Annotated in this window: 13 protein-coding genes; 9 read left to right on the top strand and 4 right to left on the bottom strand. The window is 66.0% G+C overall.

The features are described from left to right. Positions 1-463: 463 nt before the first annotated feature. The 3 genes from N5D45_RS22095 to N5D45_RS22085 all read left to right on the top strand — a co-directional run bounded on the left by N5D45_RS22095 (position 464) and on the right by N5D45_RS22085 (position 2,821). Complete coding sequence (locus tag N5D45_RS22095; protein WP_029550874.1) at positions 464-1,327, top strand: pirin family protein; 864 nt, start codon at positions 464-466, stop codon at positions 1,325-1,327. Between the two features lie 121 nt (positions 1,328-1,448). Further along, the gene (gene aqpZ, locus N5D45_RS22090; RefSeq protein ID WP_019338641.1) at positions 1,449-2,168 is read left to right on the top strand and encodes an aquaporin Z; all 720 of its coding nucleotides are present in this window, start codon (positions 1,449-1,451) and stop codon (positions 2,166-2,168) included. Between the two features lie 194 nt (positions 2,169-2,362). Beyond that, entirely contained in the window at positions 2,363-2,821 is a 459-nt protein-coding gene (locus N5D45_RS22085; protein WP_010482811.1) for a hypothetical protein, read from the top strand. Positions 2,822-2,949: 128 nt separating this feature from the next. Here the strand turns inward: N5D45_RS22085 and N5D45_RS22080 are convergent, their stop codons facing one another. Further along, positions 2,950-3,801, bottom strand: a complete 852-nt coding sequence (locus N5D45_RS22080; protein ID WP_057504425.1) for a pirin family protein — start codon at positions 3,799-3,801, stop codon at positions 2,950-2,952. A gap of 215 nt (positions 3,802-4,016) precedes the next feature. Between N5D45_RS22080 and N5D45_RS22075 the strand changes: the two genes are divergently transcribed. Both N5D45_RS22075 and N5D45_RS22070 read left to right on the top strand, forming a co-directional pair. Further along, entirely contained in the window at positions 4,017-6,098 is a 2,082-nt protein-coding gene (locus N5D45_RS22075; RefSeq protein WP_279939635.1) for a carbon starvation CstA family protein, read from the top strand. Beyond that, positions 6,098-6,322 carry a CstA-like transporter-associated (seleno)protein gene (locus tag N5D45_RS22070; protein ID WP_005410613.1) on the top strand — a complete coding sequence of 75 codons (225 nt, stop codon included), beginning with the start codon at positions 6,098-6,100 and terminating at the stop codon, positions 6,320-6,322. The genes N5D45_RS22075 and N5D45_RS22070 overlap by 1 nt, the downstream gene beginning before the upstream one ends. Positions 6,323-6,818: 496 nt before the next feature. Here N5D45_RS22070 and N5D45_RS22065 read toward each other — a convergent pair whose 3' ends face one another. Then, the gene (locus tag N5D45_RS22065; protein ID WP_010482808.1) at positions 6,819-8,069 is read right to left on the bottom strand and encodes a DUF819 family protein; all 1,251 of its coding nucleotides are present in this window, start codon (positions 8,067-8,069) and stop codon (positions 6,819-6,821) included. Positions 8,070-8,204: 135 nt separating this feature from the next. Here N5D45_RS22065 and N5D45_RS22060 point away from each other — a divergent pair, with 135 nt between their 5' ends. Continuing rightward, positions 8,205-8,594, top strand: coding sequence for a VOC family protein (locus N5D45_RS22060; protein ID WP_010482807.1), 390 nt, complete (start codon positions 8,205-8,207; stop codon positions 8,592-8,594). Between the two features lie 86 nt (positions 8,595-8,680). On the opposite strand, the gene N5D45_RS22055 is transcribed toward N5D45_RS22060, so the two are convergent. Beyond that, positions 8,681-9,967, bottom strand: a complete 1,287-nt coding sequence (locus tag N5D45_RS22055) for a HAMP domain-containing sensor histidine kinase (RefSeq protein ID WP_049411177.1) — start codon at positions 9,965-9,967, stop codon at positions 8,681-8,683. After that, a complete protein-coding gene (locus tag N5D45_RS22050; protein WP_010482805.1) occupies positions 9,954-10,667 on the bottom strand; it encodes a response regulator transcription factor in 714 nt (237 codons plus the stop codon). Before N5D45_RS22050 ends, N5D45_RS22055 begins: the two co-directional genes overlap by 14 nt. 130 nt (positions 10,668-10,797) lie before the next feature. On the opposite strand from N5D45_RS22050, the gene N5D45_RS22045 reads away from it, so the two are divergent. From N5D45_RS22045 to N5D45_RS22035, 3 genes are all read left to right on the top strand, one after another. Continuing rightward, a complete protein-coding gene (locus tag N5D45_RS22045; RefSeq protein ID WP_228354699.1) occupies positions 10,798-12,501 on the top strand; it encodes a glycosyltransferase family 39 protein in 1,704 nt (567 codons plus the stop codon). A gap of 111 nt (positions 12,502-12,612) precedes the next feature. Beyond that, a complete protein-coding gene (locus N5D45_RS22040; RefSeq protein ID WP_197657376.1) occupies positions 12,613-13,380 on the top strand; it encodes a phosphatase PAP2 family protein in 768 nt (255 codons plus the stop codon). Further along, a complete protein-coding gene (locus N5D45_RS22035) occupies positions 13,377-15,026 on the top strand; it encodes a phosphoethanolamine--lipid A transferase (RefSeq protein WP_279939634.1) in 1,650 nt (549 codons plus the stop codon). The genes N5D45_RS22040 and N5D45_RS22035 overlap by 4 nt, the downstream gene beginning before the upstream one ends. The last annotated feature ends 106 nt before the right edge of the window (positions 15,027-15,132 follow it).

Here is a 15,132-nt window from a genome sequence, read left to right as displayed (position 1 = left end):
CCCACACCGCCCCACCCCTGGCAGATTTCGGTGACGGTGAGTGAACTGCGATGACTGGTAGGTGTCGACGTTGGTCGGCACGGATCATTACGAACTGGTGGGTGTCGACCTTGGTCGACACCAAGAGCGAAGCGACCGGCGTTTGATTTTGATTTTCTTTTTCTTCTCCGTGGCTGCACAGCACACGGAAACTGTCAGAGGCCGGGCGGGTGGGTGGCGCAGGGGCGTGAGCCGCATGGATGCGGCGATCGAGCTTACATGGACGTACTTGCAGCGTCCCCTGCGCCACCCACCCGCCCGGCCAAGCGCGGCTTCTGCTTTTGCTTCTGCCTTCAGCGACCACCCCCACAGCCACGAGGGGCTGCGCCGTTGGCTGGAACAACCTGTTACCCATACGGGGCATGTGCCCGTCACAGCTGCATGCGATGCTGATCACCTGATCCCTGCCAGCGAGAACGCCCGCATGACCACCATCATCGCCCCGCGCGTGCACGACATCGGCGGCCTCGAAGTCCGTCGCGCCGTCCCCACCCTGCAGGCGCGCAGCATCGGCTCGTTCGTGTTCGTCGACCAGATGGGCCCGGCACTCATGCACCCCGGCACCGCCATCGACGTGCGCCCGCATCCACATATCGGCCTGGCCACCGTGACCTACCTGTGGTCGGGCGCGATCGGCCACCGCGACACGCTGGGGTCGGACCAGGTGATCCGTCCCGGTGACGTCAACTGGATGACCGCCGGCCGCGGCATCGCCCATTCCGAGCGCACGCCACAACCGGACCGCGACCATGACAACCCGATCCATGGCATGCAGACCTGGGTGGCGTTGCCGAAGTCGCATGAGGAAATCGAACCGGCCTTCTACCACCATGCCGCGGCCACCCTCCCCGAGCAGCGCCGCAATGGTGCCTGGCTGCGGGTGATCGCCGGGCGCGCCTATGGCGAGGAATCGCCGGTGAAGGTGTTCGCCGACACCCTCAACGTAGCGATCGACCTCGACCCGGATGCGGAGATCGATATCGACAATGGCCACCGCGAGCGCGCGTTGTACATCCTCGAAGGCGACGCGCAATTGGACGGCGTGGACATCCCCGCCCAGCACCTGGTGATTCCCGAAGCCGGTGCGATAGGTCGCCTGCGCGCGAAGACGCCGGTGAAGGCGATGCTGTTCGGTGGCGAGCCGCTGGATGGCCCGCGTCACCTGTGGTGGAACTTCGTGTCCAGCTCGAAGGAGCGCATCGAGCAGGCCAAGCACGACTGGGAGGCCGGTCGCTTCGGCACCATCCCGGGCGACGACAAGGAGTTCATCCCGCTGCCGCAGTATTGAACATCGCGTGTTGCACACATCCGAAGGTGTATCCCTGCACCCGGCGTTGACACTACAGTCACCCGCTGATCACTGAAATGTGACATAAATCACACTTTCAACCGTCAAAGGAGTGCAACACATGAGCATGGGTAAACGCTTGTCCGCCGAGTTCCTCGGCACGTTCTGGCTGGTTCTGGGTGGCTGTGGCAGCGCGGTGCTGGCCGCCAAGTTCGGTGGTGACGGCAATCCGCTGGGTATCGGTTTCCTCGGCGTGGCGCTCGCCTTCGGCCTGACCGTGGTGACCGGCGCCTATGCGTTCGGCCACATCTCCGGCGCGCACTTCAACCCGGCAGTCAGCGTCGGGCTGTGGGCTGGCGGCCGCTTCCCGACCAAGGACCTGGTGCCGTACATCATCGCCCAGGTCGCCGGCGGCCTGCTGGCCGGCTTCATCCTGCTGCAGATCGCCTCCGGCGCCAGTGGCTTCGCCATTGATGGCAGCCAGGCCGGTGCGTTCGCCAGCAACGGCTATGGCGCGCTGTCGCCCGGCGGCTACAGCGTTGCGGCCGCCTTCCTGTGCGAGGTGGTACTGACGGCGGTGTTCCTGATCGTGATCATGGGCGCCACCCATGGCAAGGCGCCTGCCGGCTTCGCGCCGCTGGCGATCGGCCTGTCGCTGACCCTGATCCACCTGATCAGCATCCCGGTCACCAACACCTCGGTGAACCCAGCCCGCTCCACGGCGGTGGCCTTCTTCGCCGGCAGCGGCGCGGTCAGCCAGTTGTGGCTGTTCTGGGTCGCTCCGCTGCTGGGCGGCGCGATCGGCGGCATCATTTACAAGTGGATCGGCAACGACCGCTGAGGCCTGCGAACCATTGCGGCCGACCTTCGGCCGCAATGGTTACGCTTGTAACCGCAATTTGTGCGATTGCTCACGTTCCGTTAAGGTTGAGTTGACCGTCCGTGCACATGCCGGCCGGGGTGGCATCCGGGGATGGGATGCCAAGGCTGCCGGTCCATCCGGCGGAGCCAACGACACACCACCTTGGGGGATGCATGAAGTTCGCGCCTGTAGTGTTGTCGAGCCTGCTGTTCGCTGCGGCCCAGGCCGCTGCGCAGGCTCCCACCGAATGTCCTTCATTGCCGGCCAGCAGTGGCCTGCAGTGGCAACAGCAGGCACAGGCCGATTTCCTGGTCTGCCGCGCCAGCACCGGGGACGGCCGCGAGGTACTGAGCCTGATGCTCAGTGCGCGCGATCCCAACCTTCCATTGAACCGCTCGCTGCGCCAGGAAAAGGGCAGCTTCGGCGGTGAGTCGCTGTACTGGTACCAGCCCGATCTGGGAGGCCAGCAGCCGCCCGGCTATGCCGAGCGCCGCATCAGTGTGGTCAAGCTCGACAAAGGGCGTTACGCGCAGATTTCGCTGTATCCGGACAGCGCCCAGGAACTGGGCTCGCTGCAGCAGCTGGCGCAGGGCATGAGCCTGACCCCGTCGGCCGTGGCCGCGGGGCGCTGAAGGTGACGGGGATGACTGCCTGGCAGCATCCCCGCAATGCGACCCGATCCGACGGTAGTGCCGGCCGCTGGCCGGCAAACGCTTCGTTCCCGATCAGAAGAGGTTGCCGGCCAGCGGCCGGCACTCCCTCAGAACTTGCCTTCCTGGAAATCGACGAAGGCCTGCATCAGTTCCTGCCGTGTGTTCATCACGAACGGCCCGTGGCGCATCACCGGTTCGCGCAGCGGACGGCCGGCCACCAGGATCAGCCGCGCGCCTTCGCTGCCGGCCGAAAGGTGCAGCTGCTCACCGCCGCCCAGCACCGCCAGCTCCTGGCGTGCCACGTCACGCGCGGCGTCCTGCTCCCCCACGGTCACGCCACCTTCGAACACGTATGCAAAGGCGTTGTGCCCTTCCGGCAACGCATAGGTCCAGGCGCGATCCGGGGCCAGCGTGATGTCCAGGTACAGCGGATCGGTGGCCGGCTGCATGATCGGGCCCTGCGTGCCATCCACGCTGCCGGCAATCACCTTCACGTCCACGCCCGGCTCCGGGTGCACCACGGGAATGCGCTCGGGCGCGAATTCCTGGTACTTCGGATCCGTCATCTTCTCCTTCGCCGGCAGGTTCACCCACAGCTGGAACCCGCGCATCTGCCCGCTCTCCTGCTCGGGCATCTCCGAATGCACCAGGCCACGGCCAGCGGTCATCCACTGCACGCTGCCCGGGGTCAGCAGGCCTTCGTTGCCGTGGTTGTCGCGATGCCGCATGCGCCCGTCGAGCATGTAGGTGACGGTTTCGAAGCCGCGGTGCGGATGCTCCGGAAACCCGGCGATGTAGTCCTCGGCACGATCGGTACCGAACTCATCGAGCAGCAAGAACGGATCCAGGTCGGGCAGCGTGGGGCCACCGATGACGCGGGTCAGGCGCACGCCGGCACCGTCGGAGGTGGGCATGCCACGGATGGTCCGCAGCACGCGGACCGGTTCGGGAAAGCTCATGGCGACTCCTGTTGGATGGATGCCACTGAAGATGGACGCCACACGGCCGCACGCCAATGGACGGCGCCGCAACCGATTGTTCCATCCCTGATGTTCGCTGCACGTCAGCACAACAAACGTACGACCAAAGTACTACCGCCGATTCGTCCTGTGCCAATTGACCCTGTCGAGGGCACGCGGGACTCTTTGTCTGTCTTTCCGGGAGAGAGCACCTCATGAAAGGGTTTTCCAAACTGGGCTGGGCGGTACTCGCCCTGCTCGGCGCATTCTGTCTGGGCACCGTAGCCCTGCGCCGCGGCGAACACATCAACGCACTGTGGATCGTGGTGGCAGCGGTTTCGCTGTACCTGGTCGCCTACCGCTTCTACAGCCTGTTCATCGCCAACAAGGTGATGCAGCTGGATCCGACCCGGGCCACCCCGGCGGTGATCAACAACGATGGCCTGGACTACGTGCCGACCAACAAGCACGTGCTGTTCGGCCATCACTTTGCCGCCATCGCCGGTGCCGGCCCGCTGGTCGGCCCGGTACTGGCCGCGCAGATGGGCTACCTGCCCGGCCTGTTGTGGCTGGTGGTGGGCGTGGTGCTGGCCGGCGCAGTGCAGGACTTCATGGTCCTGTTCCTGTCCAGCCGCCGCAACGGCCGTTCGCTGGGTGATCTGGTGCGCGAGGAAATGGGCCAGGTGCCCGGCACCATCGCCCTGTTCGGCGCCTTCCTGATCATGATCATCATCCTGGCGGTGCTGGCCATGGTGGTGGTGAAGGCGCTGGCGGAAAGCCCGTGGGGCATGTTCACGGTGATCGCCACGATGCCCATTGCGATCCTGATGGGCGTGTACATGCGCTACATCCGGCCGGGCAAGATCGGTGAGATTTCCGTGGTGGGCCTGATCCTGCTGCTGGCCGCGATCTGGTTCGGCGGCAAGGTGGCAGCCGACCCGGTCTGGGGCCCGGCGTTCACCTTCACCGGTACCCAGATCACCTGGATGCTGATCGGCTATGGCTTCGTCGCATCGGTGCTGCCGGTTTGGCTGCTGCTGGCCCCGCGCGATTACCTGTCGACCTTCCTGAAGATCGGCACGATCATCGCCCTGGCCATCGGTATCGTGGTGGTGATGCCGGAGCTGAAGATGCCGGCACTGACCCAGTTCGCCGCCAGCGGTGACGGTCCGGTGTGGAAGGGCGGCATGTTCCCGTTCCTGTTCATCACCATCGCCTGCGGCGCGGTGTCCGGTTTCCATGCGCTGATTTCCTCGGGCACCACGCCGAAGCTGCTGGCCAATGAAGCGCACATGCGCTACATCGGCTACGGCGGCATGCTGATGGAATCGTTCGTAGCGGTGATGGCACTGGTGGCCGCATCGATCATCGACCCGGGCATTTACTTCGCGATGAACAGCCCGGCCGCGGTGATCGGTGCCGACGCGGCCTCGGCGGCGCACTACATCACCAACACCTGGGGCTTCACCATCACCCCCGAACAGCTGACTGCGACCGCGGCGGCGATCGGCGAACCGACCATCCTGCATCGTGCCGGTGGTGCGCCGACACTGGCGGTGGGCATCGCGCAGATCCTGCACGAAGCAATTCCCAGTGGCAGCGACGCGATGATGGCGTTCTGGTACCACTTCGCGATCCTGTTCGAGGCGTTGTTCATCCTGACCGCGGTGGACGCCGGTACCCGCGCCGGACGCTTCATGCTGCAGGACCTGCTGGGCAACTTCGTGCCGGCCCTGAAGAAGACCGAGTCGTGGACCGCCAACATCATCGGTACCGCAGGCTGCGTGGCGCTGTGGGGCTACCTGCTCTACACCGGCGTGGTCGATCCCTTCGGTGGCATCCAGACACTGTGGCCGCTGTTCGGCATCTCCAACCAGATGCTGGCCGGTATCGCGCTGATGCTGGGCACGGTGGTGCTGTTCAAGATGAAGCGTGACCGCTATGCGTGGGTTACCGCAGTACCGGCAGTGTGGCTGCTGATCTGCACCACCTACGCCGGCTTCATCAAGATCTTCGACAGCAACCCGGCACAGGGCTTCCTGGCACAGGCACACAAGTTCCAGGCCGCGCTCGCCAGCGACACCATCACCGCACCGGCCAAGTCAGTGGCGCAGATGAAGCAGATCGTGGTCAACGCCTACGTCAACACCGGCCTGACCGCGCTGTTCCTGCTGGTGGTGGGCGCGGTGCTGGTGTATTCGATCAAGACCATCCTGGCGGCCCGCCGCAATCCGCAGCGCAGCGACCGCGAGACCCCGTACGTGGCGCTGAAGCCGCATGAAATGGTGGATCTGTGATGAGCACGCAACTGGTTCCCGCCGGCCAGTACCAGGCCCACCGCCGCATCTGGCGGCGCCTGGTGCAGACCGCACGGCTGTGCTGTGGCATTCCTGATTACGACAACTACGTCCGGCACATGCTGGAAAAGCATCCGGACCAGGAGCCGATGGACTACAAGACGTTCTTCCGCGAACGCCAGGAAGCGCGTTACGGCGGTCGCAACGGTGGCCGCTGCTGTTGAGGGTTGGGTGCCGGGCTTGCAGCCCGGCGCCCGCAGAAGCCCGAGCAACTACAAACTGCAACTGCAACTGCAACTGCTGGAGCGTCGGCTCTGGGTTTCTGTTTGCTTGGCGGGGCGGTGTCGGATTGCCGGTGACGGCGAGACACATGCGGGGTCAGATCCGTTTTCCGAAAGAAGACGGATCTGACCCCATTCTATTTATCGATATCTGGCAGAAAAATCGTGTCGACCAAGGTCGACACCTACCAAAACCCGCGCGTACCAGCAGTCGCCGTTACCCACAGCCGCGTGAACCTGTCGAAGGCGGGTGGGTCCGGTTGTGGGGGCGTGAGCGCCATGGATGGCGCGACCGAGGCTACATGGACGTATTCACGCCGTCCCCCTCAACCGGACCCACCCCGTCATCACACGGAATGCCGCTCTGGCTTTTGATGTTGAGGTTGCCGACCAGCGGCCGGCACTACCGCGGGTGCCGGGCGCCGCCTGGCTGGCCTCCTCAGCCGGTGGCCATCCACTTCAGGATCAGACCGGTGACATACGCCAGGCCGGTACCAGTGGCATAGCCCACCGTGCCCAACAGCACGCCCACCGGGGCCAGCGTCGGATGGAACGCCGCTGCCACCACCGGCGCCGAGGCCGCAGCGCCGATGTTGCCCTGCGAGCCAATGGCAAAGAAGAACAGCGGCGCGCGCAGCAGCTTGGCCACGACCCACAGCACCAGCACGTGCGTGGCCATCCAGATCGCACCGAGCAGGAACAGCCATGGCCGGTCCAGCAGCGACAACAGGTTCATCTGCATGCCGATGCAGGCGATCAGGAAGTACAGGAACACCGTGCCCAGCCGCGATGCACCGGCCGCTTCCAACCTGCGTGCACGAGTGAAGCTCAGGCCCAGGCCCATCGCGGTGGACAGCAGGATCACCCACACGAACTGGCTGTCCAGGCTGAACTGGCTGGCCCAGCTGACATGGGCCTTGAACCAGCCCGCCAGCGGCGCGGCGATCGCGTGCGCCAGGCCGACGCCGCCCAAGGCCACGCCGACGATCACCATCAGGTCGGTCATGCTGGGAATGCGCGCGTTCTGCGCCTCGTAGGCACTGATGCGCGCCTTCATCTCGTCGATGGCGCGGGTGTCGGCACCATTGCGGGTGTCGATCTGCTGTGCGCGGTTGGCCAGGAACAGCAGGATCGCCATCCACAGGCTGGCGCAGGCCACGTCGACCACGGCGAACTGGCCGAAGGTGGTGGCATCGGTGCCGAACACTTCGCGCATGGCGACCATGTTGGCGCCGCCACCGATCCAGCTGCCGGCCAGCGCCGCCATGCCCGCCCAGGTATCACCGGCCACGGTTTCCGGATGGATCAGCTTCATCAGCTGGAACGAGACGATGGCGCCGAGCATGATGCCGGCGGTACCGGCACAGAACACAAGCAGCAGTTTCGGCCCGAGCTTGATGACGCCCTTCAGGTCGATCGACAGGGTCAGCAGGACCAGCGCGGCCGGCAGCAGCACGTCACGCGCGACCGGGTTGTACAGCGAGGTGTTGTGGCCATCGATGACACCAGCGGTGTTGTAGATGGCGGGGATGAAATAGCACAGCAGCAGTGCCGGCACCCAGGCGAAGATCTTCTTCAGCAGCGGGGTCGGACCACTGGCGGCCCAGAAGATCAGGGCCAGGGTGGCGGCAATCAGGCCCAGTCCAACGATGTCGTTGCTGATCAGGGCAGTAGCGGGTTCGGTCGGCACGGGATCCTCTGTCGATCGAAAGAGCGGAGAAAAAAAAGCGCCGCATAAAGCGGCGCAGGTCGAGATTAACATTGTCTTCACGCCGGGTCATGCTGCAGTGCCGACCACGCCTCCATCCCCTCAGGGAGCCTACTCATGCAGCTTGGCGCCTTTTCGGTCAGTCTCTCGGTGAAGGATCTCGCGGCCTCCCGTGCCTTCTACGAAGCCCTGGGCTTCTCGGTCACCGGCGGCGATCCAGCACAGAACTGGCTGGTGCTGCGCAGCAACGGCACCGTGATCGGCCTGTTCCAGGGCATGTTCGAGGGCAACCTGCTGACCTTCAACCCCGGCTGGGACCAGCACAAGCAGGAACTGACCCACTTCCAGGATGTGCGCGAGCTGCAGGCGGAGCTGGACGCCAGGGGCATCGCGCTGGCAGTCCGCACCGATCCCGATGGCCAGGGGACCGGCTACCTGCAGCTGGCCGATCCCGACGGCAACGTGATCCTGATCGACCAGCATGTGGCGCGGCCGAACGGGCGTTGACGCGGACAGCCATTGCGTGGGTAGGCGTCGACCTTGGTCGACGGGCAGCATGCCCACCAGGGTTGGCATCTACCAGGACGGCCGGATCAGCCCGGTCGCGAGGCACTGAAATCGAGCGTGACACGCGTGCCACGCGGCTCGCAGGGCTGCAGCTGCAGGGTCCAGCCCAGGTGCTCGCAGAGCCGCGCGATCAGATCCAGCCCGATGCCGCCGCCACGGTCGGCGCGCTCGCCACGGGCCATCCGCGCGTGGATGGCCGCGATCTCCTCCGGGCTCATGCCATGCCCGGGGTCCTGCAGGGTCAGCACCGCCGACGAACTCAGCCGCAATTCGATGTGGCCACGGCCACTGTTCTCGATGGCGTTGCGCACCAGGTTGCCGATCGCCGCCTGCACTACTGCCAGCGGCGCGACGATGTCCACCGGCGCGGCCTGGATGCCGATGCTCAGGTCCTTGTCGCCCAACAGATGGCGATGGTCGTCGACGATCTCCGGCAGCAGCTGGTCCAGCGCGATGCGCTCGGCACGCGCCGCCAGTCGTGCCGGATCACGCGCCAGCACCAGCAGCAGTTCGATCAGCTGCTCCACGCTCTGCGCGGTGCGCAGTACCCGCTGCATCTGCTGGCGCGCACGCTCGGGCAGGCCCGGTTGCTCCAGCGCCAGTTCGGCGGCACCGGTCATCACCGCGATCGGCGTGCGCAGTTCATGGCTGGCGGTGCTGATGAACACCCGCTCGCGTTCGACGAACTGTTCGTTGCGGTCCAGGTAATCGTTCAGTGCACCGGCAATCGTGTGCAGCTCGGAGCTGCCACGCGGGTCGACCTCTATGCGCTGCCCCTGCGCACCGGGCCGCAGATCGGCGATGCGCTGCGCCAGCAGGCTCAACGGTCGCACCATCCGCTCCATGCCGAAGGACGCCATCAGCACGGTGACGAAGATCATGATCACGCCCGCCAGCATCACCCAGCGCGTGGCGAACTGCTCCAGATCGTGGAAGTCGGAGATATCCAGCGCCAGCGCGACCCGCCCCATCGATTCGGTCTCGCGCACCATCACCGCCGTCTCGCGGCCCTTCACCATCACCCCGTCATGCAGCCCGGGATGCAGGGTACGCAGGCTGTCGGGCAGGTTGACCGCGTCGAAGCGGTAGAGGCTGAGCGTGTCCGAATCCTGCCAGCGGTAGTGCGGCTCGTGTTCGACATGTTCGACGATGCTGTCCAGTTCGGAATTGAGCAGCGCGCGCCAGGCAGCGTGCTCGGCATGCTCATGCACGTAATTGCCGACGCTGAACACCGCCAGCGAAAGCAGCGCCAGGTAGCCCAGCAACCACCACAGCACGCGCCGGTACAGCGGCCCGGGCTTACGCGCCTTCATCAGTATCCTTGCCAGCGTCGCTGCCGGTGGTCACGGCCAGCCGATAACCCACCCGCGGCAGGGTGTGGATCAGCTTCTCGGCAAACGGGCCGTCAACGCTGCGACGCAACTCGTAGACATGCGAGCGCAGCAGGTCACCATCCGGCGGCTCGTCGCCCCACAGGGCGAACTCCAGCTGCTGTCGTGTCACCGCACCCGGGCTGGCCCGCATCAGCACTTCCAGCAGTTTGCGGCACGCCGGGTACAGGTGCAGCACCTGGCCCTCACGCTGGGCCTCCAGCGTCGCCAGATCCAGCACCAGGTCGCCCACCTGCAGGCGCTTGCGCGGGTTGCGGCCCTGCGCGCGCAGCAGCAGCGCTTCCAGCCGCACCTCCAGTTCCGGCAGCGCGAACGGCTTGGTCAGGTAGTCGTCGGCGCCGGCACGGAAGCCGGCAATCTTGTCCGGCAGCTCGTCACGCGCGGTCAGCATGATCACCGGCACTTCCGATGCATGCTCGGTGCGCAGCCGGCGCAGCACCTCCGGCCCCTCCATGCGCGGCAGCATCCAGTCCAGGATCACCGCGTCGTAGGGATGGCTTCCGGCCAGGTGCAGGCCGGTGATGCCATCCGGGGCCACGTCGAGCACATGCCCGCGCGACTCGAAATAGTCGAACAGGTTGGCCACCAGCTGGCGGTTGTCCTCGATCACCAACAGACGCATGCACGAAACATCCACGGAAGTTCGTACCATGGTAGCGCCGCCCATGTCGGAATGCGGTCGCCCCGCTCCCTTCTGACGCTTTTCCCACCCCCGCCACCTCAGAATGGTCGTTTTGCTCCCGGAGCCTGCCGTGCCCGTAGCCCTGCCCCGCCGTTGGCGCCTGCCCCTGTTGTGGCTGCTGATCATTGCTGCATTGGCAGCGGGCATCGGCCTTCGGCAGCCGCAGCCGCCGGACGAGCCGCGCTTCGTGCTGGCGGCGAGGACCATGGTCGAGAGCGGGCAATGGCTGCTGCCGCATCGTGGCAGCGAGCTGTATGCCGAGAAACCACCGGTGTTCATGTGGCTGCAGGCGGCCGCTTACGAGGTGGTCGGCAGCTGGCAGTGGTCGTTCCTGCTGCCGTCATTGCTGGGCGCCCTGCTGAGCCTGTGGCTGGTGTCGGATCTGGCACGGCGGCTGTGGTCGCCGCGGCATTCCATCTATGCCCTCGCGGCGCTGTTCTGCACCCTGCAGTTCGGGCTGATGGCCAAGCGTGCGCAGATCGACATGGTGCTGGTGGGGATGACCACCGTCGCCGTGTGGGGCTTGATGCGGCACCTGTGCGAACGTCGCAACCTGCCCGCGCTGTGGCTGGCCGGTTTCGCCGCAGGCGTCGGCACGGTGACCAAGGGCGTGGGTTTCCTGCCGTTGCTGATGGTGCTGCCCTGGTTCGGCTGGTGGCTGTACCAGCGCCGTCGCGGGTACCGCGTGGAGGGTCCGCACCCGGCAACGCTGCTGTGGCTGATCCCGGCGTTCCTGCTGGGCGTGGGCGTGTGGCTGGCGCCGCTGGGCTGGGCCCTGCTGCACACGCCCAGCGCCGAACTGCAGGCCTACGCGCATGAGCTGCTGTTCAAGCAGACCGGTACCCGTTATGCCAATGCCTGGCACCACCGGCAGCCGGCCTGGTACTACCTGCAGGTGATCCTGACCCTATGGCTGCCGGGCAGCCTGCTGCTGCCGATGCTGTTCAAGCCCTGGTGGCGCCGTATCCGCCGTGGCGACCGTCGCCAATGGCTGCTGCTGGGCTGGGCGGTGCTGGTACTGGTGTTCTTCAGTGCCAGCCCGGGCAAGCGCGAGGTGTATCTGTTGCCGATGCTGCCGGCAATGGCACTGGCCGTGGCCCCGCTGCTGCCCGGCCTGTTGCGCCGCCTGTGCGTGCGCCGCTACCTGTTCGGCTACAGCGTGGTGCTGATGCTGGCCACCGGCGTGCTCGGCGTGATGCTGATGACCGAGCACCCGTGGGCGTTGGCGCAACTGGAACGCCGCGCCATGCCAGATACGCTGCTGCCGGTGCTGGGCGATGGCCTGCTGACCTTCGCCATTGCCCTGGCCACGCTGATCGTGTGGCTGCGGGTACGTCGTGCCGCGACGCTGGTGCTGCTGACCCACGGCATGCTGTGGATGCTCTACGGCCTGGTACTGATCCCGGCGCTGGACCCGTACGCATCGGCGTCGGCGCTGATGCGCCGGGTCGGCGCGCGGATCGGTCCCGACGCCGAACTGGCGCTGGTGGCCTGGCGCGAACAGAACCTGCTGCAGGCCGACCGGCCGGTGCGCGAGTTCGGCTTCAAGCGGCCCTGGGCCGAGCAGTGGCACGACGCCGGCCCGTGGCTGGCCGAGGCGCCGGACAAGCGCTGGCTGCTGGTGCTGGATGATGCGATGAGCCCGTGCGTGGACCCGAGCAAGGTGATCGATATCGGTGTTGCCAACAGGAACCGTTGGCAACTGCTTCCCGGTACCGCATGGAACCCGCAATGCCACGCCGAGCGGGCCGGGTCGACCGCCGAAGAAGACTGAACGTCGGCACGTACTGGGCAAGCATTAACCCGGCACGAACGAGCGTCCGACCCTTCTCCGACATCAAGGTGACGAGCATGACCGCGGATTCCCGACCCGCCCTTTCCCAGCATGCCCGTCCGTCCCCTTGATGCGGTAGCACCGCTTGCGACATCGCCACTGGCGTCACGATTTGCCGTAACTCACCTCTGGCTGCCTGTCGCAATCGGTCTGCCCTTGTTTACGCTGCTGATGGGGTTCGGCGGCGACCAATGGGTGGCCGATCACCTGTTCCGCCTTGAGGGGGGCCATTGGGCGTTGCAGGACGCCTGGGTCACCCGCACGCTGGTGCACAAGGGCGGCAAATGGCTGAGCACGGCAGCGGCGCTGGTTGCGATCCTGCTGTGCTTCCACCACTGGCGGAAGGGTCGCGATCGCACCCTGCGGTGGGCGCTGCTTTATGTCGTAATTGCCATGGCTCTGGGCACGGGTGTGATCTCCCTGCTGAAGTCGCTGGTGCCGATGGAATGCCCCTGGGACCTGCTGCGCTACGGCGGCCACCAGCCTTTCATCGGGCTTTTCACGGCGCGCCCCGCAGGCATGGCCGCGCAGGCCTGCTTCCCGGCGGGCCACGCCAGCGCGGGTTATGCATGGTTGTCCCTGTACTTTTTTGCCTTGCTGTGGCGCCCTTCATGGCGCTGGGCCGGGTTGTGGATCGGCCTTGCCACCGGCTTGGTGTTCGGCATCAGCCAGCAGCTGCGGGGTGCGCATTTCCTTTCGCATGACGTTGCTACTGCTTTGATCTGCTGGCTGCTTTCGCTGGGCCTGTATCTGATCGTCAAACGCGTCCTGGCACGTCGTCAGCTGGACCGTCCCCACCGCCAGGAGGCAAACGCATGAGTGCATCGGTCCAACGCCCCGCCCGCCTTCCCGCGTTGGCGAACCTTCGCCGTTGGCGGCCGCAGCTGTCCACCGAAGCACTGATCGCACTGACCAGCCTGTTCTTCGCGGTGGCCGGCAACGGCCTGTTCTGGCACAGCGCGATGGCCAGCCATCCGGGCAGCCTGCGCTACGCGCTGTCGCTGCTGCTGTTGCTGCTGGGTGCGCACGGCGTGCTGCTGGGCATCCTGGTCTGGCGCTGGAACGCCAGGGTGGTGATCAGCCTGTTGCTGCTGGTGACCGCATTCGCCGCGCACTACATGAGCCGTTACCACATCTACCTGGATGCGGACATGTTGCGCAACGTGCTGGCGACCGATCCCAAGGAAAGCCGCGAGCTGATGACCGTGTCGCTGGTGTGGCCGGTGCTGTTGCTGGCGGTGTTGCCGATGATCGTGCTGTGGCGCGTGCAGCTGCGCCGCCGCAGCTGGGGTCGCAGCCTGCTCTGGCGCGTCGGCTTCCTGGTGGTGGCGGCAGTGACCGCGGTAGGCGGCGCATTGATCTCGTTCCAGGATGTCTCGGCACTGATGCGCAACCAGCGCGAAGTGCGTTACCTCGCCACCCCGGCCAACGTGCTGCTGGGCCTGCCGCGCGCACTGCGTGGCGACAACCCGGTGCAGCGCGCGCCGAAGCTGCCGATCGGTACCGATGCCAAGGCCACCCCGCGTGCACCTGCCAGCAAGCCGCGCCTGCTGGTGATCGTCATGGGCGAAACCGTGCGCGCACAGAACTGGGGCCTCAACGGTGGCCGCAACACCACCCCGGAACTGGCCCAGGCCAGTGTGGTCAATTTCCCGGATATGCATTCGTGCGGCACCAGCACCGAGGTTTCGCTGCCGTGCCTGTTCTCGCCATGGGGCCGTCACGACTACGACGAGAAGAAGATCCGTGCACACCAGTCGCTGCTGCACGTATTGAACCGTGCCGGCATCGCACCGTTGTGGCGTGACAACCAGTCCGGATGCAAGGGCGTGTGCGAAGGCCTGGAGTTCCAGTCGCTGTCCGATGCGACCACCCCGGGCCTGTGCGCCGACGGCCGCTGCATGGACGAGATCCTGCTGCAGGACCTGGCCACCCAGGTGCGCGCCAAGCCCGGCGATCGCGTGGTGGTGCTGCACCAGCTGGGCAACCACGGCCCGGCGTACTTCGAGCGTTACCCGGCCGCCTTCGCCCGCTTCAAGCCAACCTGCGATACCCGTGACATCGGCCGCTGCTCGCGCGAAGAGATCACCAACAGCTACGACAACGCCGTGCTGTACACCGATCACTTCCTGAGCAAGACCATCGGTACGCTGCAGGGCATGCAGGACTACGACACGGCGATGATCTACCTGTCCGACCACGGCGAGTCGCTGGGCGAGAAGGGCCTGTTCCTGCACGGCGTGCCTTACGCCATCGCCCCGGCCGAGCAGACCCGGGTGCCGATGACGATGTGGTTCTCGCCGGGCTTCGCCAGCAGCCGCGGGCTGGACCTGCAATGCGTGCGCAGGCGTTCGGCGGCCTATACCGACCACGACAACCTGTTCCCGTCGGTGCTGGGCCTGATGCAGGTGAAGACGGCGCTGTACGAGCGCGATCGCGACGTGTTCGCCAACTGCGAAGGTTGAGGGTGGTTTGGCAGGGCTTGCAGCCCTGCACCTGCAGAGGCAACGTCAACCGCAACGGCTGAAGCAACAGCAGAAGCGGGTTTCCTGAGGGTTGGCGGGGTGGGTC

The organism is Stenotrophomonas sp. GD03819, assembly GCF_029841665.1.
In the GTDB taxonomy this organism is placed as follows: domain Bacteria; phylum Pseudomonadota; class Gammaproteobacteria; order Xanthomonadales; family Xanthomonadaceae; genus Stenotrophomonas; species Stenotrophomonas geniculata.
Note: the sequence above shows the minus strand (reverse complement) of the source record. Positions and strands in the feature narration are given on the sequence as shown.

What these genes read in the sequence shown, in the direction of transcription:
- N5D45_RS22080 (WP_057504425.1), bottom strand. Translation starts at nt 3,801, where the DNA reads ATGAGCTTTCCCGAACCGGTCCGCGTGCTGCGGACCATCCGTGGCATG.
- N5D45_RS22070 (WP_005410613.1), top strand. Translation starts at nt 6,098, where the DNA reads ATGAGCACGCAACTGGTTCCCGCCGGCCAGTACCAGGCCCACCGCCGC.
- N5D45_RS22095 (WP_029550874.1), top strand. Translation starts at nt 464, where the DNA reads ATGACCACCATCATCGCCCCGCGCGTGCACGACATCGGCGGCCTCGAA.
- N5D45_RS22035 (WP_279939634.1), top strand. Translation starts at nt 13,377, where the DNA reads ATGAGTGCATCGGTCCAACGCCCCGCCCGCCTTCCCGCGTTGGCGAAC.
- N5D45_RS22085 (WP_010482811.1), top strand. Translation starts at nt 2,363, where the DNA reads ATGAAGTTCGCGCCTGTAGTGTTGTCGAGCCTGCTGTTCGCTGCGGCC.
- N5D45_RS22050 (WP_010482805.1), bottom strand. Translation starts at nt 10,667, where the DNA reads ATGCGTCTGTTGGTGATCGAGGACAACCGCCAGCTGGTGGCCAACCTG.
- N5D45_RS22055 (WP_049411177.1), bottom strand. Translation starts at nt 9,967, where the DNA reads ATGAAGGCGCGTAAGCCCGGGCCGCTGTACCGGCGCGTGCTGTGGTGG.
- N5D45_RS22075 (WP_279939635.1), top strand. Translation starts at nt 4,017, where the DNA reads ATGAAAGGGTTTTCCAAACTGGGCTGGGCGGTACTCGCCCTGCTCGGC.
- aqpZ (WP_019338641.1), top strand. Translation starts at nt 1,449, where the DNA reads ATGAGCATGGGTAAACGCTTGTCCGCCGAGTTCCTCGGCACGTTCTGG.
- N5D45_RS22060 (WP_010482807.1), top strand. Translation starts at nt 8,205, where the DNA reads ATGCAGCTTGGCGCCTTTTCGGTCAGTCTCTCGGTGAAGGATCTCGCG.
- N5D45_RS22040 (WP_197657376.1), top strand. Translation starts at nt 12,613, where the DNA reads ATGCCCGTCCGTCCCCTTGATGCGGTAGCACCGCTTGCGACATCGCCA.